Source organism: Acinetobacter sp. Z1, assembly GCF_024296945.1.
Lineage (GTDB): Bacteria > Pseudomonadota > Gammaproteobacteria > Pseudomonadales > Moraxellaceae > Acinetobacter > Acinetobacter beijerinckii.
The window spans coordinates 129,806-150,604 of record NZ_CP101115.1 but is presented as its reverse complement, the minus strand read 5'-3'; the positions used below and the strand labels follow the sequence as shown (position 1 = coordinate 150,604).

The following is a 20,799-nucleotide window of genomic DNA, read 5'->3' as shown; positions in this document are numbered from 1 at the left end:
TGTTCAGCTATGCGAATTAATATTGCACACAAATATCTTGTATGCAAGTTAATTATGCACAATATACTTTTCCCATTAATCAAACTATACTGTGAGCTAGCAAAGATGACGTTGAGGAGCAAAGCATGACTGAATTTTCTTACTTGGATAATCAAGTGTGTTTTGCGATGTATTCCGCGACCAATGCAATGATTCGTCAATATCGCCCGTTACTTCAGCAATACGACCTGACCTATCCGCAATTTATTGTGCTACTGGCTTTATATGAAAAGGACAATGTGACTTTGTCTGAAATTGGACAAAAGACCTTTTTTGATTCAGGAACGCTCACGCCGATTATAAAAAAACTCGAAGAAAAGCAATTTTTAAAGCGTGTTGCGGTGAAAGAGGATGAGCGCATGAAGAAAGTGATCTTGCTTGAAAAAGCACTCGCTGCAAAAGATGAAATCACTTTAATTCCTTTTAAACTCGCCTGCTCTTTGGGTGTTGATCCTAATGATTTGGTGGCGATTCATAACTTATGCCATCGTTTTTTAAAGGGTTTGGAACATTCTAAACTTGAAAGTTTGAGTGAATAAATGCAGCAAGCTATTGTTGGATTTCACCTTGATGAAGAAAACCATTGGGTCGCAGAGCTTGCCTGTGGTCATGGGCAGCATGTGCGTCATGATCCACCGTGGCAAAATCGCCCTTGGGTGTTGACTGAACAAGGGCGTAAGGAAAAGTTAGGTGTGATGTTGGAGTGTAATAAGTGTGTGGAGACACTGACTAAATGGATATTCAATTTTTCCAAATAAATATTAAGAAATTCAGCAATTAAAGATCAAATAAGTCATACCTAAGATGAGGCTTGGACAAAAATTAAACCTCATCTTTTGTAATACGTATAAAGAAATTATATTTTTTAAGCTGAAATAGTCTTTTCTTTTTCACTAGAAAAGATAGCTTTTGTGTTTCTGTATAGACTTGTATTTTTAAAATAGTCCTTTTGATATGCTAATCTTAATGCAGTTTCAATTTTTTTTGTATCCATGTTCGGCTCCAATGAAATTTCTCTTTGTCTAAAAATACATGCAATAATGTTAGTTAAATCATGTCCACAATTAATTTGCTCATTTTTATAATTATTTTTTAAATAAACATGAAAATAATTATAAAGGTCTTCTTTACTGTGCGAAAAATTAGGGCTGCGACTAATGAGAACATCTATTAATGTCTCCAAATTAAGCTCAATTTCTAATAAATTAACCTTAATGAATTGAGAAAAATTTAACTTCTTAAAACTTAATTTCATGTTAAACTTTAGATTAATATATCTTAACACCCCCAAAACTTTGGAAGCATCAAAAGCATTGCTAAGCAATTGACTTTTTAAAGATAATAAATATTCATTTTGAGAATACTCATCTATAAAACTAAACAAGCTATCACTTTTCAACATCATAACTTCAGAATCATGATAATCTGTTAAATAAATATCAAATTGATTTCTTTCGTTTTCCAAATTCTCTATATGATCAAAATCTGCATCACATATAGAAATTACTTTTCCTTTATGCGACCCAACCAATTCTCCCATAGCATAAATCAGATTTTTCTTTCCATCTATAGATTCAATTTTAATATGCTCTTGATCAAACAAAGAACGAAAAAATCTAATATCACTTGCTCCCTCTACAATTAATATTAATTTATCTGAATAAAATGGGTGTTTCAAGAGTAATTTAATGCTATTAATTATATCAATCGGTTCTAAATATTGTCTCATAGTTCTTCAACTTCTAAATCAACAGTTAAGTCCCATTTACTATCTATAATTTGAGGAGAGTGAGTGGCAATAACTATAGGCATTTCTTGTATTTCTATGATCTTTGTTAAATCATTTAGAAACTCTTTTTGCCATGCTACATGTAATGAGAGTTCAGGCTCATCAATTAATACCAAAACATTCTTGTTTGCTTTAAAAATTAGTTCATATAAAAGAACGATTTGATGTTGTTCACCTGAAGAAAGCTGAGTGAGGTTTAAAGGATCTCCCCTATCCGTTTCAAAGAAAAATCCTTTCTTCGAGTTAAATTTAACTTTTTTATATGAGAGACGTTTTGTATTTAGAATTTTGTCAAAAATTTCTATTCTCTTATATATTCCTTCATAAGGGGCTAGTTTTTGTTTTGTATCATTAATATATAAAGTTAATACTTTTTGATCCTCTGGCTTTATTTCTGATGAAACTTGCAAATCTGGCAAATATGAGTCTGAAGACAATAAATCAAAGTTTGATAATTCTTTTCTCTTAGTCTGAAGATTATTTAGTTCTATAGTAATTATTTCTGGTGATAAATTCTCTATATTTTTATCAGTTTTTAAAAGTCTTGCTGGAAATGAAGTATCTAGATTTTGAGATACTAATGCTGATTTAACACCATAACTTTTAATTAATTCTGAAAGTTCATCAGCATATTTTTCAATAGTATCAATATAACCCTTATTATTATATCTAGAATTTGTATGCTTTCTTTGAATTAATCTTTGATCTTGAATAAAGTGAACCTCTAATTTTTCTATGAAATCTAAAAAGTATTGAGGATAAATAGTATTTAAAACTTCATCGGATAAATGTTCAGAAAAATTCTCAATTACTTCATCTAAATTATATACTTCATCATATCTAATATCTTCCCATTCTCTTGGGCCTATTCTGCGTAAAAAAGGAACACTATTTTCTATTGTATGTACAATACCAGACCGTCTACTATTAGAACTTACTTCTCTAGAACTTTTTGAATAGTTATATATTTCATCAGAGTTACTAAATGACAGTGAAAAATCTTTATCTTTTAAGTCCTCTTTCTTTATAAATAAAATATTATCTGATGTATAAAGCTCAATTGAAGAAAAATCTAAATTTGAAAGATAAGTAAATCTTTTATTAAATATAGCATCAATAATTTTCAAACATACAGTCTTACCATAGCCGTTAGGTGCCGTTATAATTGTAATTTTTTCATCATTAAAATTTATTTTATGATTAAAATGACCAAACAAATTATTTATATGTAGCTTAATTAGATGCATTACATCCCCGAATTATAAGTCTTTAATATTTATTGAATAATACTAGGCTTTAATGTCAAAAAGAAGTCTTTTTAGTACATATCTCTTTTTAATATTTCTTAAAATCAACATAATACGCCTTATGCGAAACACATGAACTTTTCTTTTTATCATCAACATCTTATCTCAATTCGTTCTAGGGTTCAGCACACTGGAACGGCTTTTTTGTGATTTTTCACGTTCCACGCTTAGTTTTCAATCATTATTTCCAATAATCGATTAGTTAAACTAAACACGGAACTCTCACATATTTTACCTAATAACCAAATTTAGTCCTTGACCTCAAGCTAAGCTGAGCTTTTATAGTTGCACCATAATCTTGAATACATGGAAAGATGATGAGCGATTCGAATAAAACATTTCTCATATACGGCGTTAGTAAGGGACTAGGAAAAGCGATTGTTCAAACTATTCCAAAGCCAACAGATACCATCTATGGCGTATCTCGCACCCAACCACAAGAAATTCCAAACTTAAACTGGATCCGTACTGATCTCTCCAAATCTGAACAGGCTGTAAGTGATGTAAAGGCTGTGATTGGACAGCAAAAAATTGATGTGCTGATTTACAACGTGGGCATTTGGGAACAACGAGCTTTTAGCGACAACTATAATTTCGAAAATGTTTCTGCTACTGAAATAAACCAAATCATTAATACCAATATCACTACTTGTATCCAATCCATTCAATTTCTCATTGAAAATCTAAAACTATCTGATAACGCCAAAATCATTCTGATCGGTTCCACTTGGGGTGTTGAGAATCATAACGGTAAAGAACTTGTTTTTTCTGCCACCAAATTTGCCTTAAGAGGTATTGCACAATCACTACGAGAAATCTTACGTGAACATTTAATTGGCGTAAGTGTGCTTAATCTAGGCTACCTTGCCAGTGAATATGAAATTGAAAAACCTGTTGAAGAAATTTTAGAAGAAACTGAATCTGCGTTAATTCCTTTGATAGATGTTATTCATTCAATTCATTTTATTATTTCAACTAGTAAAGCAGCCTGTGTAAAAGAAATACTTATGCCTGCAATGTTGGATAAGAATGTTTAGGTTATTTACAACTTCGATTGTGATCATAATCTTGGGATTTGATTAAAAAAGAGCATCATGTTGGCATGTAAATTTACGAAATTCATTTCAAAACTATAATTTTCTAAGTTAAGTTTAATTATCTATATTTTTTTTAAATAATTAAGTTTAATAAGGATAGATAAACCACTTAGAATGTTGTTATGAATAAAAAAGATGATGATCCAACAATCATATTAGAAGATACGCCTGATCAAGAAAAATATGAGAAACTCAAAGAAAAGCTAAAATATAAACAAGCACTTAGGGCAAATGTTAAAAAAATAGATCATAAAAATGTTCGTTTGAACATTCAAGCGGATGCTTTACCAAGTAAAACATTTTTTATCATGAATGCTTTGGCAGCAATTATTGCTGGATATGGTCTCCTTGCAAATTCATCTGCGGTTGTGATTGGTGCGATGTTAGTTGCAATGATGCTCGGACCTATTTCTGGCATAGCCCTTTCTTTTATTGATAATAGATGGATTTTGTTTAGAACAGCTTTTACAACCCTTATATTAGGGTTAATTATGATTTTTTCTATCGGAGTCATTTTAGGTTTAATTAATATAAATCTACCGATCACCAATGAAATTTTAGCTCGTACTCAACCCACCATTATAGACTTAATGATTGCGCTCGCAGGCGGTGCTGCGGGGGCCTTTGCCTCAATTTCTCCCCGACTTTCTGTTGCTGTTGTTGGCGTTGCTGTGGCTACAGCTTTAGTCCCACCTTTGGTGGTCAGTGGCATTTTAGTTGCCCATATGGAATGGAAAAATGCCACAAATGCTTTAATTCTGGCAGTCACTAACATTATTGCAATTCAAGTAAGTTCTTCACTGGTTTTATGGATTGCGGGATTCCGCCGAGGCTCAGATGTTGAAGTTAAAAGTAATATTTTAGAGTTTATAAAAAGAAATATTATTAGCTTATGCTTTTTAGTCGCATTAGCGATTTATTTAACCCTCAATTTTATGCATATGCTGAATAAACAAATGTATGAAAATTCAATTAAATCAGAAGTCAAAAGTTTTTTTAACATTAAAAATAATATCGTCGATACTATTCAATTTGATAAACGTGGTGATTTTACTTTGGTGAGAGTTGTCGTTAGAGGAGATATCCAGCCACAACCTTTAGACATTCAAAAACTCAATGAGTCTTTAAAAAGAGACTTAAATGGTCAGTCAACGATTACTCAAGTTAGATTTATTCCTATCCAAATAATTGAAGCGCCCGACAGTCCAAATATAATGATCAAACCCAAAGAAGCATCTCGTTTAGTCAAAGGGCATTAATCTAGTATTCATTCCATTAGAAAAATTTAGCTTATTTTCCAATCATTATTTCCAAAAATTGATCAATTAAAATCAACAAAAAAGGAAGCCTTCGCTTCCTTTTCATCTACATCTAAAACTTAGATGCCATATTTTTCACGATAAGCCTGCATATTTGCTAAAGCGTCTTTCTCGCCTTTTGTATCTAAATAATCCATCAAATCTTTCATCGTGATTAAAGCATGCACAGGGATTTCGAGTTCTTTTTGTACTTCCTGAATCGCAGAAAGCTCACCCTGACCACGTTCCTGACGATCTAGCGCAACCAACACCCCTGCAATCGTCGCACCTGCATTTTTTAAGATCGTCACAACTTCACGAATCGCAGTCCCCGCAGTGATCACATCATCAATGATCCAGACTTTTTGACCTGCAACCGATGCACCAACCAACACACCACCTTCACCATGATCTTTGGCTTCTTTACGGTTAAAACCCCAAGGAACACTTTTGCCATGTACTTGAGACAACGCCACAGCAGTCGCAGCAACAAAAGGAATGCCTTTGTACGCAGGACCGAAAATCACACCAACATTTTCGCACTGAACCAATTTATCTGCATAGCCTTGAGCTAACAAAGACAATGCTTCACCATCATTGAGCAAACCTGCGTTAAAGAAATAAGGACTGACACGGCCTGATTTTAAGGTAAACTCACCAAATTTAAGCACACCACGTGATAATGCGAGTTCGATAAAAGCTTGCGGATGAAATGACACAGGCGTTGTCATATAAGGTGCTCCAAATTCTTTAATTGAGGTTAAACAGACGTATGATACCAAAGGATAGCTATCCAAGTGATGTAAAAATTCTTCGAGTCGTTTCAATCAACGTAAATGGTCTACGTTCATCGGTAACCAAAGGTCTACTCGAATGGTTAGAACAATCGGGTGCCGATGTGGTGTGTATGCAAGAAAGTCGCATCACCCATGAACAGTGGACTGATAAATTTAAACCTGAAGGCTGGTACACGCATCTATTCCCTGCTGAACGCGCTGGCTATGCAGGCACGGCGATTTATAGCCGCTTACCTTTTGTCTCTGTAAAAAATGGCTTAGGTTTTGAATTGGCAGATTCACAAGGACGTTTTGTTACGGCTGAATTTGATTTAGGTCTGTCACATCCTGTTCATATTGCCTCGTTATACTTACCATCAGGTTCAAGCGGTGACGAAGCACAAGCACGCAAAGATTTGTTTCTACAAGAATATGCCAAAATACTCAAACAATGGCGCAATGAAAATAAATCAATCATCGTGTGTGGTGACTACAATATCGTACACAAGCGTATCGATATTAAAAACTGGTCAGGTAACCAGAAGTCATCAGGCGTTTTGCCGCATGAACGTGCATGGCTTGATCATATTTATGATGAATTAGGTTATGTCGATACTTTCCGTGAAGTACGACCTGAAGCTGAATTATATTCATGGTGGTCAAATCGTGGTCAAGCGCGTGCGAAAAATGTCGGTTGGCGTATCGACTATCACGCCTGCTCTCCAGACTGGAAAACTCGTACCGCAAATGCATGGGTCTATAAAGAACAATGGTTTAGCGACCATGCACCTGTGATTATTGACTATAAAATACACGAATAAGTGAACAAGTGTTCACTTTGACCGCCTCTTTAGCTTACATCTCGTGTCGTTTTTTGTGTATTTTTATTTACCAGCTGTAACGGCATTATAGCACCACGGCACAGGGAAGCGGTCAGGATGACCACAAAAGGATAGGACGCCGTAGGAAGACAAAGTAAACTTAGTTTAAGTTTATTTGCAAGGATGAGACATTGGACGTTGAAATGAGACCCGCATGATCAGGATGATTAAATGCGGGTTTTCTCTTTTCTAGATAGTCGATTTTTTTATTTGAATTGTCTTTGGCTTTTATGCTCAAAATATAAGAATAATTTGATCAATACGCCTCCATTTTCATTCAAAAATCATCAATAAATTTTATAAACAATATCGATTGGCAATTGATCGAGTTTTTAGGTTAGGCTTTACTTCATCTCTTGTATTATTTTTTATGGTCTTCCCATATGTTTAAAATCTACGGTATTAAAAATTGTAATTCGATGAAAAAAGCCTTTGATGCCTTGGCGGCTAAAAATATTGCTTATGAATTTCATGATTATAAAAAACAAGGAATTGATGCCGATACTTTAGCAATTTGGCTAAAAGAGATTGGCGCAGACAAAGTCCTGAATAAAAAAGGCACCACTTGGCGCAAACTTAGCGAAGCTGAGCAGGCACATGCAACGGATAGTGAACAAAATCTGATTGAAACACTGATCGCGCAACCGAGTTTAATTAAACGTCCAGTTTTGCAAACATCACAAGGTTTTGTGATTGGCTTTGATGAGGAAACCTATCAAAACCTTTCTGCTTAAAATTAAAAGATAGATGTAAAAAAACCGAGTTTATCGAAACTCGGTTTTTTTATTACTTTAAAATTAGTTTGTGCGAACCCAAGTCTGGTTACGACCTAATGCTGCAACACCGATATAACCACGTAATTTAAGCTTTTTACCACCATCAATGATTTCAGCTTTTAACTTATAAGTTTTGCCATTTTTAGGGTCGATAATTGAACCACCATCATAACTATTACCACCCGCATTTTTTAGGCTGTGCACAATCGTCACACCTTTTAATGGTTTGTTGTGATAAGTACCTTCACATTTAGAGCATGCATTTTCCTGACCTGCCACTAAATATTTTTGAATTGATGCGCTAAGACTGCCATCCTTTTGCTCTGTGAATTTCACAATCGCTTTCGGCTGTTTCGTTTCATCATCAATTGTTTGCCAAACTGTGCCATTGAGTGCATCCGCAGCATTGGCAAAAGTTGTTAAACCGAGCAATCCAAGTGCTAAAGCTATTTTCTTCATTTTTGTAATATCCTTAAGGGGGTCTTTCAAGACCAAGAGTATTGAGAACTTCTATCAATATTGCAATTCTTCATTATGACTATTTGGTATAACCTTACGAGTCAAGAACTCTCTTATTAGTATACTGACCTAACAATATGGAAAAATTATGAAATTTGGTACTGTTTGGAAATATTATTTTACTGAATCGTTACTAAAAGCGACCATTCGTACGCCGAGTCAGTTCAATTTAGCCCCGAATGCATTAAGACCTGTTTTAGATCAACTCTGTCGTTTATTTCCTCAAAATCAAACAGTACAAATTCGGCCGATACGTTTGGCAGGTGTCCGTGGCGAAGAAATTAAAGCACAAGCTACAGCGACCCAACTAATTTTCCATATTCATGGTGGTGCATTTTTCTTAGGTAGCTTAAATAGCCATCGCGCCCTGATGACGGATATCGCTGCACGTACTCAGATGCAAGTGATTCATGTGGATTATCCACTTGCACCTGAACATCCTTATCCTGAAGCAATTGATGCCATTTTTGACGTGTATCAAACCTTACTGGTTCAAGGGATTAAACCAAAAGACATTATTATTTCTGGTGATTCATGTGGGGCTAATTTAGCGCTCGCGTTGTGTTTACGCCTAAAACAACAACCTGAATTAATGCCAAGTGGTTTAATTCTGATGTCACCATATTTGGATTTAACGCTCACCAGTGAATCACTACGTTTCAATCAAAAACATGATGCGCTACTTTCGATTGAAGCCCTACAAGCTGGTATCAAGCATTATCTAAAAGATGGGGTGCAGCCTGATGATCCACGGGTATCACCATTATTTGATGATTTAAAAGGCTTACCCCCAACCTTGGTGCAAGTGGGTTCTAAAGAAATTTTGCTCGATGACTCGAAACGTTTCCGTGAAAAGGCAGAAAAAGCCGATGTAAAAGTCCATTTTAAGATTTACACGGGAATGTGGCACAACTTCCAAATGTTCAATGCGTGGTTCCCTGAAGCGAAACAAGCTTTAGCAGATATTGCTGAATTTGCCCACTCTATTGATCAAGATTAATACTCAAGCATAATTTGTGTAAAAAATGGTCAGCTATGTCTGACCATTGTCATTGTAAATTTCTTTTTGTCATCGTGAAATAAAACTGATTGGTTTTTTAGATAATCACGCCTTTTTTCAAAAAATTTTCCCTTTCTAATTTGCATTAAAAAGTACAGAGCTAGACTTCTTTCTCATTCTAAAGATGTTATTGTTATTTTAATAATCGTTTTTCACTCCTTTTGATGACGAATTTACATTTATAACGTTTCTTAGGAATCTCATTGCATATAAGGATGAATGCGAATGGTGAAGATTCAGTTTAAGAGATTAGCAAAAAGAGAAAAATGGACTTTCTCGCAGTTGTGGGAACATGAACCTCTGATTAATTGGAACATGTTAAAAAAAACGACTTTATTGCTGATTCTCGCTGCATTTATGACCGTTTTTTGGATCATATGGGATTGTTTCGTATTGCTCAATCCTGTGACATGGCAATGGGTCAACTTACCCTTAATTCGTTCTAAATTATGGACGAACGTCATTATGCTGATGGTTTTTTCAAGCCTGATTATTCCTTGCTACTTCTATAAAAATAAAAGCTGGGCACATGACGTTATCCCTATTTTCAGTGTGCAAATTTTCACAGTCTTGCTTTGCCATACCAGCTATATGATTGGAAGTTTTAGTCCTGCAACTATGGTGGTCTACGTGAGTTTAGTTGCCGTAGGACTGGTATTATTTAATCGTAAAATGATTTATTGCGCGCTTGTACCAGCGACGATTGCTTTATTATTTTGTAGTTTGTTAAGTATGTTTGGTATTTTGCAATATGCGCCTGTATTTAAAACAGAGGTATTAAACCAAGCAGAAATGCATCCTTTTTGGGTTGGCAGCATGCTGTTTTTCCTACTGCCTATTTTGATCGCCTGCCTATTTCTTTTTGAAATATTACTCACTCAATGGCGTACTCGCGAAACTGCCATTCAAGTGTTGAGCCGTCTTGATCCACTGACCAATGTAATGAATAGACGCAGCATAAGTAGTCATTTAGAAAAGTTGAATCAACAACCCAATCAGTTATATTCGGTGGTATTACTCGATCTCGATCATTTTAAAAACATTAATGATCGTTTCGGACATAGCATGGGAGACCAAGTCTTAGTCCAAGTGGCAAAATGTTTATCGGAAAAATTACGAGATCAGGACATGATTGGACGTTTTGGTGGTGAGGAATTTATTTTATTGCTACCGAATACCACACCAACCCAAGCTAAAAATATTGCTGAACGTTGTCGTTTGGCAATTGCAGACTTATGTTTTATTTCAGAGGAACAGCAAAAGTTTTTAATAAGCGCCAGCTTTGGTATCAGCAGTACACTGAGTGCCGATGAACCTCACGTTATTATTGGTCAAGCGGATCAAGCGTTGTATGCAGTTAAAGCAGCTGGACGTAATCAAGTCAAAGCTTATACTGATTTAGCCTTAGACTAGATCAGTACCATATACAAAAATTTTAAGACCGGATTGCAAATAGCTCTTCAACATTTACAACTTCATCTGCTAGTTGCATACATTCTTTAAAGTGAGTAATAACGATAACAGTTTCAATATTTTCTTGCAGAAACTTTAAAATCTTTACTGCTGTTTTAGGGTCTAGGGCGGAAGTAGGTTCATCTAAAATCAATACTTTCGGCTGCTTTAGAAAAGCTCGAAGAATATTTAAACGCTGTTTTTCCCCTCCAGATAGACTTTTAATAAATTCATCAAGCTCGCTATCCAATGAAAGATGATTATCTAAAATTATTTTTTCTAAATCAAAGAATCGGATCAAGAATGTTAGCTCATCATCTGTATATTTATAGTTTGAGTTATAAACTAAATTCTCTCTTAAAGAGCCGCTTGAGACCGTGGAATTCTGCCCCACAAAAGCGACCTCATCGAAAATTTTATTAGAATAAATATGGGTTATATCTAAGCTTTTATAAAATAACTGACCACTCTCGATTTTATATGCGCCCAAAATATAGTTAATTAATGTCGATTTTCCTGCTCCTGTCTTACCTACAACGGCATACATTTTGTTTTTATAAAAATTGAGATGGATAGGTTGCGTTAACTTGCCAGCTATTTCTAATACAGCATTTTTAAATGAAAAAAGTATATGACTATCAAGATAGGATGCTTCACTGAGTTGATCTTTTTCTAACGCAAAATAGCTATGAAATTTTTCAATGGCGACCATATTGCCTGCGAGTAAATTAATCTGCTGTGAGATCATCAATGAGGGTGTGGTGAGCATCATGATATATGAACTAATCATCACCATATCACCCGTTGTAATTTTACCAATCGAAAATAGTTTGGTCGAAATGAGTAAGAAGCTTAGTAAAAATATAAAAATGAAAATAATCTGTAAAATCATTAATCCAGCAATTCTAAAGTGACTATAAGCACTTTGTTTTACAAAATTTTGAACATTTTTTTGAAACTGAGAAACTTCATATTCAACTGAATTATTAAATTTTATTTCATAAGCATTATTTATTTTTTCTAAAAACCGACCTTGTAAAGTATTACCTATCGAATACAATGGTTCATAGTAAATCTTACTTTTACGATTAATAAAATTCGAAATGAAGAACAGAATAATTGCAGCACACATAAATCCGACCGCAAAAACCAATCCAATATTGAGAAAAAGGATATAGCTTATAAAAAACAGTTGAAGAACTACGGGAACAAAAACTACTAATATCGCAAATATAATCATCGAAAATGCTCGGCTGGCACGTACTGCCTCAGCATTAAATATCCCTATATCGATCTTGTCCTGTTGTTTTTTCTCTATTTTTAAATAGCTTTTTAGACCTGCCACTAAAATTGATGATTCTTGTTTTGCGGTAATTAAGCCGCCAAATGCATTTTTAGTCCATTCAATAATTTCAGAGAAAAGCCAAGCAAAACAATAAGAAGTCACTAAAATATAAATGTAATTTATATTTTTGTTTTCGTGAGTGCTGTCCACAATCAATTTAACAAAATAAGGAAGGATTGCACTGACTAGACTTGCCAATGCGACTAATACAATTAGAAAAATTAAATGTTTTTTTTGATGCTGATAATAGTGAGTCGAGCTATGCCATATTTCCTTAAATTTATAAAAAAACATGGCGCAACCTCTTTCTATTATTAGTGGAATTTTCCGCAATAATAGCACTCTCAACCGAATAAAAAGGTTGAGAGCTTTGTTTCTTTTTTGTCTATTTCTTTAAGTATTCATCTCGATTCTGACGATAAGGCTCATCGAAAGGTACGAACATTTGCTCTTGTTTAGCTTCCTGAATCCATTGTTGGACAGAAGATAAAGCCAATATCTTTTGCATATAAATTTGGCTGGATGCTGAAAGTGGTAAATTAAAACATTCGAAACGCATAACCACTGGTGCATAAAATGCATCTGCAATACTAAATTCACCACATAAGAAAGCATCTTCACTTGGACGCTCAGACCATATCTGATCAATTCGAGCCACCTCGGCACGAATCTGCTCATTTTCAGTCCATAATTGCTTTCCGACATGTGTCAAATCAGCTTCAACATTCATTGGACAAAGATTACGTAAAGCTTGGAAACCACTATGCATTTCTGCGCTGATACAGCGAGCACGTGCGCGTAATTTCTTATCTTGAGGTAATAATGCTTTTTCAGGATGTTGTTCAGCAATGTATTCTGCAATTGCCAAACTGTCCCATACAATAATATCAGCATCGATGAGTGCAGGTACTTTACCCGTTGGATTGAGCTTGAGAATCTCTGTTTTGAATTGACTATCAGGCTCAAAACTATCAAATCGAATCCAATGTTCTTGAAAGGGGATACCCGCCTGTTTTAATAAAATCCACGGACGCATCGACCAAGTCGAATAATTTTTATTTCCTATGAACAGTTGATAACTCATAATCATTTCTCTTTTAATGCAGCGAGTTGTTGTATTAATTCCTGTTTTTGGAACGCTCCTGTTAAACGTAAGGAACGAATTTCTTGATGCTTTGGATTTAAAAATAAATAGGTTGGCGGACCTAAAATATCCCATTCTGCTAATAAAGCTTGATGCGAAGCATCGTAGTGACTTAAATCCAATTTAATTAAATAATGGGCAGCTAATGCTTGTTGTACTTCTGCATCTTTTAAAATTCGATGTTCAATCGGCTGACATGCGACACACCAATCTGCATAGACATCAATCACGATATTTCTATCATCAGGTGCATTGGCAAGAAGTTGTCTAAACTCATCTGCTGTTTGTGCCACATGCCATTCAGCCATTTTTTCTGCTTGAACCGAGCTGAGACTTTGAATGTGTTGATATTGATTAAAAGCAAGCGCTGGAATTGCTAAAATCAACAATAAAGCATATAGCCATTGCAGCTTACTTTTTTGCCCAAATAAGCGGTAAACCGCGTAGATAATAAACGCCAAACCTAAAAAGAGGCTAAGAATCTGAAGCGCTAACTCTGGCAAAAGCGGACGAATGAAATATAAACTCAATGCAAGCATCAAAAAGGCAAAAATCACCTTAATTTGATGCATCCACTCACCGGCTTTAGGTAATGCTTTTGCACCTAACACACTGGCAAGCAATAATGGAATGCCCATGCCAAAACCTAAGGCGAATAATAACAAAGCGCCTTGCCATTGGCTTTGAGTCTGTGAAATAAACAGTAAAACCCCCGCCAAAGGTGCTGTCATACACGGCCCAACCAACAAAGCCGAAATCATGCCCATCACACTTGCACCCAGCAAGGTGCCGCCTTTTTGTGTAGATTGCATTTGATCGAGTCGATTGACCCAGTTTTGTGGCAGCTTTAATTCAAATAACCCAAATAGATTCAAAGCAAAAACCACAAACAATAAGCTAAATGCAATTAAAGTTGCAGGTTGTTGTAACCATCTTTGGAAGTTTAATCCCGCAGCAGAGGCAATTAATCCGAGTACGGCGTATACCATTGCCATGCTAATGACAAAAGTCAGTGCAATTGACCAAGCTTTCACGCCTTTATTTTCACGCACAATCAAAGAGGTCAAAATTGGTAACATTGGCAATGAGCACGGTGTGAATGCCAATAAAATACCCAAGCCTAAAAACAGCAAAATGCTATATGCAAGTGAATGTTGTTCTAGTGTACTTGACCATTTTTGATCTTGTGCCATCACCGTTGTATCTGCTGATGCTGAGCGTTCAGAGGACACGGCTTGAGTTTCATCTTCTAAGCTTGGCGCTGCATTTAAAGCATTTGCTGAACGTGCCACGTCTAAGAAGCGTTTTTGTGTATTTGAGCTGGTGTTCTGTACACTCACCAATCCATCTGCATCGGTTTGAAATTCTATATTTTGAGGAGGATAACAAATACGATCCTTGGCACAACCTTGCCAAGTCACTCGATAATGTTGCGAAGCTTGGGTAGGGATATTGAACTCAACTTGTTGATAATAAACTTGGCTATGCCCATAGTTCTCATCATATTGTTCAATCCCTTTTGGTAAACTCAATGCCAAAGGCTGATTACTTTGTTGCACTTCGAATTTATGTTGATATAAATAATAATTCGGCTGAATCGTCCAATGCAGTTTTGCCTGATTGGTTTGAGTGGATTCAACCGAGAATGCAAATGCCTGTTCAGGACTGAGTAGCGTTGCTGATAAATTCTCTTGCGCGTGAAGCAAAGAGCCGCATAACAGCAATAAACTACCCACAAAGTAACTTATCAGTTGGGAACAAAACGTCCCACCCTGAACACACATTTTCATTTTCATCTCACTATGATAATTCTGAGCTCTTTAACTGAATCATTAAATTGGAAAGCTCAAAATGGTGGTTATTTAGAATAAAACGGATACGCCCAAACCACCGTTGTATCCCTTAGCATCACCATTCAAATCGACACCCACACTCGCATCAAGCTGAGCACGATCATTGATGGCATAGACTAAGCCTGTACCTAAACCATATTCATAGTCTTGGCTTTCCGCTTTACGATAAACAAATTCTGAATACCCAGATAATTTACCTGCGATTTTATAATCAATCGTTGGAATGGCTGTGACCGCCCAATTACTATTTTGTGCTTCATAACGCATGGTTATCGATGTGCCAATTAAGTCACTGAACTCATAAGCAACCGCAGAGGTTAAGCTATAAATATCATCGTGCGCGGTGAACTCGTCATTGCCCGTTGCAAGAATGGCTTCAGCCAATAACGCCATCGTTAAACGATCATCTTTTAAATCAATCGCTTTTTTCAAACCAATGCTGACATCACCCAAACCATTGGTTTCTTTTTTCATGCCTGCACGTTTATGTTGTTGCCAAACAGGTCCTTGCCAACCCAATTGTAACTCTAAACCATTCGCTAAACCTGTACGTAACAGCATGTCCGCATTTAGGCTGAGATTTTTTTCTCTTTCACCATCCACAGTCGCTTGTTGATAGCTTACTGTTGGTAGTCCTTGCTCCCAAGCCAATTGACCTACAGGCGTAATACCTGTTCCAATACCTGCACCAGGGCGATCAAAAGAGAAATCAGCCGCAAAAGTGGTGGTGGCAAGCATGGATGTTGCAATTAAGCTGAATGTTTGCAATTTTTTCATGGTTATTCCTTTGTTTTCATTTTATTTAATCATATTAAGCGCTTAATTCTTTTGACATTTTTGCACCACGGCTGCGCAATAATTCAAGTGTTTCGCGCTCTTCAGACAAAGATTCTGACCAGTCAATTTCATCAAAATCGCAGTCAAAAAACAGTTGGCTAATCGAAGATAGAATCGTTAAGCCTTCTTCATCACGCGTATTTGGATCTACTTTTTCATCCAGTAAGCGTTGTACGACAGGAACACAAGCTGAACTTGCTGCATCCCAAAGCGGCCCATAAAACTCTTCAGCATCCCAAAGATGTAAATTTGCTTTTGCTTGGATTAATGCATCTAAAATCTGTAAATAAACCTGCAGTTGTTGTTGCTTTTCAGCTTCGGTAAACGGCTTACCGTTCTCATAAGCTTCACAGACATTTTCCCACCATACAAATAATCCATCACATAAAATTGAGACTGGAAAACCGTGTTCAGGGTCAATAAAATTAGGGTCGAGTCCTTCAGCAAGTAAAGATTGCACTTGGGCTAAATCGAGTTGTTGTATGGCTTGCACCAAGGTCTGCTGCTGATTGCTTAACATGACCAATTCTCACAATATGTTTAATGGTTCTATTATGCCGAATATCCCGTCAGGATTTTATAAAACGATCTAAAAATCATGTATAAATTTGATACAGGCATAAAAAAAGCCCAATACAGGGCTTTTTTTATGCGCTTCTTCTACGCTTCATCATCTACTTTGACATCATCATCTACATCAACATATTCGGGTAAACCACCACGGTGATGTTCTTTTTTCTCGTATAAATGTTCTAAGCTGCGTTTCAACTTATCTACTGCACCATGAATAGATGCATCAATATTTGCAGCCTTATGGGTCACAGCCAGTGGTTTCATGCCTGCTGGACGTGCTTCGATCATACAGCGTTTGTCATGATCTCCCGTTTTGTCCCCATTTTCATCACTAATATGAACCGAAAAATGCGTAATACGCTCACTATAACGTTGGAATTCTTGCGTAAGTTCTGCACGGACATAACTTATTAAACGTTCGCTACCTTGAATGTTCTTATCTGTACGGATTTCAATATTCATAAATATCTTCCTCTCTTCTCTGTTTAGACAGTTCAACGAAACTTTTTATCTAGCACACTTTGAGCATGCATTCATTCGGTGCAGTTGTATATTTTGTTTATGTAAAGGCTTGTGGTCTCCTTGCTTCGCATCTGTTGCGTTTCAGTAGTTAGAAGATCTTCTATAATTCCAATATCTGACTTTCATCATAAATATGCAAGCTGATTTTCAAGATTTTCTATCAAAATTTGATCAAAAGCGTTTTTATTTCAGCCTTTTTCTTGTGATTAAGCGATATACAATTCTTTTGAGCATTTGGTCAAATTTGGCTTTATTTTTGCTTAATTCCTTGTATGCTTGACACGCCTTTTTGGGGGGAGAATTTTTAAATGCAATTGAAGCAACTTACAGCAGCATGCCTATTCGTATCTACAGCAGCTTTCGCTCAAGCTAAGCCAATTTGGCAAGATTTTAGCTTGACCGGTTTATATGGTGAAAACTATGAAGTTGTTGATGAAAAGCAAACAACTTTAACAGTTGAATATGCGGCAAAAGTAAAATATGCAGACGTATTTTTCTTTATGGATCGCATGCGTGGCAGTGATGATCAAAAAAGTACTTATTTTGAACTTTCTCCTCGCTTAAGCTTAGGCGAAATTTCAGGTCAAAAGCTTGCTTTCGGTCCAGTAACAGATGTGTTGATCTCAACCACATGGGAAGCGAACAGCGCTGATGGCAATAACTTTGATAATTTCTTATATGGTGTAGGTTTTGATCTTAAAGTTCCATATTTTCAATATGCGAATGTGAATTTCTACCGTGCCAATAATGAAAAAACTGCTGATGACTATCAAATGACCATTGCATATGCATTGCCATTTAAAGTTTCAAACGAAGATTTCTTGGTTGATGGTTTTCTTGATTGGTCAACTGGTGAAAAAGATCACGCCAGCGAACTAAACTGGACCACTCAATATAAATGGAATGTCGGCAAACATATTTCACCTGAAACACGTTTATATTTAGGTGTAGAGCATTCTGTTTGGAATAACAAATTTGGTATGAAAAACCGCGATGAAAACAATGTCAGCGCTTTAGTTAAATACCATTTCTAAATTGGTCATATCGTTAAAAACAGCAAGCTCAGTCTTGCTGTTTTTTTTGTAATCGCGCATATTGAAATAGATGAATTTTCTTTTATTTTGTTATGTCTCACGATCTTACACTTGCAGCACACACGCTTCAAAATTCTTATCAGATTCGTTTTGCAACAACGGCTGATCTTGAGCAGATCCTCACCATTTATAATCATGAAATCCTAACAGGTACAGCCAATTGGAATGACCAAGCTGTGACTTTAGCGCAATATCAACAACGTTTTCAGGACATGCAACAGCAGCAATTTCCGATGATTGTGGTTGAAGATCAGCAACTGAAAAAAATTGCTGGCTATGCTTATTACTCAGCCTTTCGCAGCATTACAGGCTATCGACACAGTATTGAACATTCTGTTTTTGTTGACCTGAGTTATGCACGTCAGGGTTTAGGAAAAGCTTTGATGCAACAACTGATTCATCTGGCAACACAACAGCATATGCATATCATGGTGGCTGCGATTGATAGTGAAAATACAGGTTCAATCGTATTACATCAACAACTGGGTTTTATTCAGACAGGCTATATGCCACAAATAGGGCAAAAGTTTGGACAATGGCGTGACTTGGTTTTAATGCAATTACAACTTAGTGTTTAAACAACATAACAATTTCATCACTGCTGTAATCATATTCTTGGTTAAAATAAAAAATAGTACCATTCTAAAAACGATGCAACATATGAAAATATCACAATTTTATATACTCACTGCGAGCATTATCACTGCAACAGCAAGCTTTGCTGAAACGTCCTTTGAACAAGAATTACAGCAAGGCTGTGCCAAAGTAAAACAATATGCGCTAAATGGGAAAAAGCTCTATGATCAAAAACAATATGCCAAAGCGGTAAAACAGTTTGAAGATCAAGCCGCATGGTCGCAGTTCTGCCAAATCAATGCAGAGGAAAGCGGTATCAAGGTTACTGACCGAGAGATTGAAATAGCCAATAATAATGTCGGGTTGAGTTATGCCAAATTAGGCAAACCACAATGGGCACGGGTGTGGTTTTTACGAGATAAAGATTCAAAAATCAGTCAATACAACTTAAAACAACTCCCTAAACCTCAGATAAGCAAAGACCTACAAGGCACTTATGTAAGAGCCAATGGTTTTGGGCAATGGGATTACATCACGGTAAAGAAACAACAGAGCAAATATCTCATTAATTTTGAAGTTTATTATTTTGGCATTCGTGGTCTGATTTATGGTCCAAATTTAGGTGAGTTTGATACCACAATGCCGATCACTGCAAAGCAAGCCAACTATCGCTATGAGGACTGTCAGATTAAGCTTCAATTTACGAATGATACAAATAATGGTCAAAAAATTGAGGTGAAACAAAATAGTGGCGAGTCTGGATGTGGTTTTGGGCATAACGTCTATGCCGGCGGCACGTTCTATAAGGTTGAAGGCAAATAAATGACCTTTACCCTCAAACTCAACAAAAAATTTAAGAAAACTTATGAGTCTCGGAAACGTCATTCACAACCTGAGCAAGCTAAAGCGACTAAAGCTTTAGCGAAGCGCAAGAAAAGTGCAATCAAAATAAAGATTGAGAAGTTTTAATCATTCATCGTATAGGTGAAAATGCCTTTGCCCTTACGAAGCTTCAAACGCTTCTACGGGCAAAACCAAAGTAACTCCAGCGGAAGGCGTATTTAAAAATTAGAAGACTACTAGATATGACTCCGAAAGATAATCATTTTTTTTAATATCTAGTTTCTAAATAGTAAAATGAGATATATAGGGTTGATACTAAATCGCCACCAACTCCCTTATTCCCTTTTCAGGCATTTCTGCACCTTGCCCATGTGCAATCACTTGACCACGCGCCATCACCGTATAGTTATCTGCCAATTCTTCAGCAAAGTCATAAAACTGCTCAACTAAGACAATCGCCATTTCCCCTTGATCTGCCAATTTACGAATGACCCGACCAATATCTTTAATAATCGAGGGCTGAATCCCCTCAGTCGGTTCATCCAAAATCAAGACACTTGGCTCAGAAGCCAATGCTCGCGCAATCGCAAGCTGTTGCTGTTGCCCCCCTGATAAATCTCCACCACGACGATGCTTCATTTCATCTAAGACAGGAAAAATTTCGTAGAGATGACTCGGCACTTTTCGGGTCTTTGCACCCGAAAATTTCGCCATACCAATTAAGATATTTTCCTCTACTGTTAAAGTTGAAAAAATATCTCGTCCTTGCGGCACGTACGCTAAACCTGCACGTACTCGTTGTTCAGGGGACATCTTGGCTATGTCTTTGCCATCTAGCAAAATCTGTCCTGATTTAATCGGGAGAATCCCCATCAAACATTTCAGCAATGTGGTTTTACCTACGCCATTACGCCCTAAAACAACACTGCATTCGCCTACAGGCGCTTGAAAAGACACATCACGCAGAATATGACTACCACCATAAAACTGGTTAACTTCTTTCACTTCTAACATGGCA

22 protein-coding genes are annotated in these 20,799 nt (G+C 36.3%); 11 read left to right on the top strand and 11 right to left on the bottom strand.

Annotated features, from left to right (window positions below):
- The first annotated feature begins 125 nt into the window (after positions 1–125).
- Together NGC85_RS00700 and NGC85_RS00695 are read left to right on the top strand one after the other, a co-directional pair.
- Entirely contained in the window at positions 126–578 is a 453-nt protein-coding gene (locus NGC85_RS00700) for a MarR family winged helix-turn-helix transcriptional regulator (RefSeq protein ID WP_254804527.1), read from the top strand.
- The gene (locus NGC85_RS00695) at positions 579–797 is read left to right on the top strand and encodes a DUF3565 domain-containing protein (protein WP_254804526.1); all 219 of its coding nucleotides are present in this window, start codon (positions 579–581) and stop codon (positions 795–797) included.
- Positions 798–904: 107 nt separating this feature from the next.
- Here NGC85_RS00695 and NGC85_RS00690 read toward each other — a convergent pair whose 3' ends face one another.
- Together NGC85_RS00690 and NGC85_RS00685 are read right to left on the bottom strand one after the other, a co-directional pair.
- On the bottom strand, positions 905–1,768 hold the full coding sequence (locus NGC85_RS00690) for a DUF4435 domain-containing protein (protein WP_254804525.1): 864 nt from the start codon (positions 1,766–1,768) through the stop codon (positions 905–907).
- The gene (locus NGC85_RS00685) at positions 1,765–3,075 is read right to left on the bottom strand and encodes an AAA family ATPase (RefSeq protein ID WP_254804524.1); all 1,311 of its coding nucleotides are present in this window, start codon (positions 3,073–3,075) and stop codon (positions 1,765–1,767) included. The genes NGC85_RS00690 and NGC85_RS00685 overlap by 4 nt, the downstream gene beginning before the upstream one ends.
- A 377-nt stretch (positions 3,076–3,452) precedes the next feature.
- Here NGC85_RS00685 and NGC85_RS00680 point away from each other — a divergent pair, with 377 nt between their 5' ends.
- On the top strand, positions 3,453–4,172 hold the full coding sequence (locus NGC85_RS00680; RefSeq protein WP_254804523.1) for an SDR family oxidoreductase: 720 nt from the start codon (positions 3,453–3,455) through the stop codon (positions 4,170–4,172).
- 182 nt (positions 4,173–4,354) lie between these two features.
- On the top strand, positions 4,355–5,491 hold the full coding sequence (locus tag NGC85_RS00675; protein ID WP_254804522.1) for a DUF389 domain-containing protein: 1,137 nt from the start codon (positions 4,355–4,357) through the stop codon (positions 5,489–5,491).
- Positions 5,492–5,610: 119 nt separating this feature from the next.
- Here the strand turns inward: NGC85_RS00675 and pyrE are convergent, their stop codons facing one another.
- Positions 5,611–6,261 (bottom strand): orotate phosphoribosyltransferase, encoded by a 651-nt coding sequence (pyrE, locus tag NGC85_RS00670; RefSeq protein ID WP_005060205.1) that lies wholly within the window; start codon positions 6,259–6,261, stop codon positions 5,611–5,613.
- Between the two features lie 41 nt (positions 6,262–6,302).
- Here pyrE and NGC85_RS00665 point away from each other — a divergent pair, with 41 nt between their 5' ends.
- Positions 6,303–7,127 carry an exodeoxyribonuclease III gene (locus tag NGC85_RS00665; RefSeq protein ID WP_254804521.1) on the top strand — a complete coding sequence of 275 codons (825 nt, stop codon included), beginning with the start codon at positions 6,303–6,305 and terminating at the stop codon, positions 7,125–7,127.
- Between the two features lie 443 nt (positions 7,128–7,570).
- Positions 7,571–7,921: an arsenate reductase gene (locus NGC85_RS00660; RefSeq protein ID WP_005052552.1), complete on the top strand. Its 351-nt coding sequence runs from the start codon at positions 7,571–7,573 to the stop codon at positions 7,919–7,921.
- Between the two features lie 63 nt (positions 7,922–7,984).
- Here NGC85_RS00660 and NGC85_RS00655 read toward each other — a convergent pair whose 3' ends face one another.
- Positions 7,985–8,422: a DUF2147 domain-containing protein gene (locus tag NGC85_RS00655; RefSeq protein WP_005060210.1), complete on the bottom strand. Its 438-nt coding sequence runs from the start codon at positions 8,420–8,422 to the stop codon at positions 7,985–7,987.
- 148 nt (positions 8,423–8,570) lie between these two features.
- Between NGC85_RS00655 and NGC85_RS00650 the strand changes: the two genes are divergently transcribed.
- Both NGC85_RS00650 and NGC85_RS00645 read left to right on the top strand, forming a co-directional pair.
- On the top strand, positions 8,571–9,482 hold the full coding sequence (locus NGC85_RS00650) for an alpha/beta hydrolase (protein WP_254804520.1): 912 nt from the start codon (positions 8,571–8,573) through the stop codon (positions 9,480–9,482).
- Between the two features lie 285 nt (positions 9,483–9,767).
- Positions 9,768–10,955, top strand: coding sequence for a GGDEF domain-containing protein (locus tag NGC85_RS00645; protein ID WP_005052558.1), 1,188 nt, complete (start codon positions 9,768–9,770; stop codon positions 10,953–10,955).
- A 22-nt stretch (positions 10,956–10,977) separates the two neighbouring features.
- On the opposite strand, the gene NGC85_RS00640 is transcribed toward NGC85_RS00645, so the two are convergent.
- The 6 genes from NGC85_RS00640 to NGC85_RS00615 all read right to left on the bottom strand — a co-directional run bounded on the left by NGC85_RS00640 (position 10,978) and on the right by NGC85_RS00615 (position 17,208).
- Positions 10,978–12,633 (bottom strand): ABC transporter ATP-binding protein, encoded by a 1,656-nt coding sequence (locus NGC85_RS00640; RefSeq protein ID WP_254804519.1) that lies wholly within the window; start codon positions 12,631–12,633, stop codon positions 10,978–10,980.
- Between the two features lie 91 nt (positions 12,634–12,724).
- A complete protein-coding gene (locus NGC85_RS00635) occupies positions 12,725–13,423 on the bottom strand; it encodes a glutathione S-transferase family protein (protein ID WP_254804518.1) in 699 nt (232 codons plus the stop codon).
- Positions 13,424–13,425: 2 nt separating this feature from the next.
- Positions 13,426–15,273: a protein-disulfide reductase DsbD gene (dsbD, locus tag NGC85_RS00630; protein WP_254804517.1), complete on the bottom strand. Its 1,848-nt coding sequence runs from the start codon at positions 15,271–15,273 to the stop codon at positions 13,426–13,428.
- A gap of 72 nt (positions 15,274–15,345) precedes the next feature.
- A complete protein-coding gene (locus NGC85_RS00625) occupies positions 15,346–16,113 on the bottom strand; it encodes a transporter (RefSeq protein ID WP_005052565.1) in 768 nt (255 codons plus the stop codon).
- Positions 16,114–16,147: 34 nt separating this feature from the next.
- Positions 16,148–16,693, bottom strand: coding sequence for an ankyrin repeat domain-containing protein (locus tag NGC85_RS00620; protein ID WP_254804516.1), 546 nt, complete (start codon positions 16,691–16,693; stop codon positions 16,148–16,150).
- A 140-nt stretch (positions 16,694–16,833) separates the two neighbouring features.
- Positions 16,834–17,208: an HPF/RaiA family ribosome-associated protein gene (locus tag NGC85_RS00615; protein WP_005052568.1), complete on the bottom strand. Its 375-nt coding sequence runs from the start codon at positions 17,206–17,208 to the stop codon at positions 16,834–16,836.
- A gap of 368 nt (positions 17,209–17,576) precedes the next feature.
- On the opposite strand from NGC85_RS00615, the gene NGC85_RS00610 reads away from it, so the two are divergent.
- From NGC85_RS00610 to NGC85_RS00600, 3 genes are all read left to right on the top strand, one after another.
- A complete protein-coding gene (locus tag NGC85_RS00610) occupies positions 17,577–18,302 on the top strand; it encodes an outer membrane protein OmpK (RefSeq protein WP_254804515.1) in 726 nt (241 codons plus the stop codon).
- A gap of 92 nt (positions 18,303–18,394) precedes the next feature.
- Positions 18,395–18,940: a GNAT family N-acetyltransferase gene (locus NGC85_RS00605; protein ID WP_254804514.1), complete on the top strand. Its 546-nt coding sequence runs from the start codon at positions 18,395–18,397 to the stop codon at positions 18,938–18,940.
- Positions 18,941–19,022: 82 nt separating this feature from the next.
- Complete coding sequence (locus NGC85_RS00600; protein ID WP_254804513.1) at positions 19,023–19,760, top strand: hypothetical protein; 738 nt, start codon at positions 19,023–19,025, stop codon at positions 19,758–19,760.
- 336 nt (positions 19,761–20,096) lie between these two features.
- Here the strand turns inward: NGC85_RS00600 and urtE are convergent, their stop codons facing one another.
- A complete protein-coding gene (gene urtE / locus NGC85_RS00595; RefSeq protein ID WP_254804512.1) occupies positions 20,097–20,795 on the bottom strand; it encodes an urea ABC transporter ATP-binding subunit UrtE in 699 nt (232 codons plus the stop codon).
- Between the last annotated feature and the right edge of the window lie 4 nt (positions 20,796–20,799).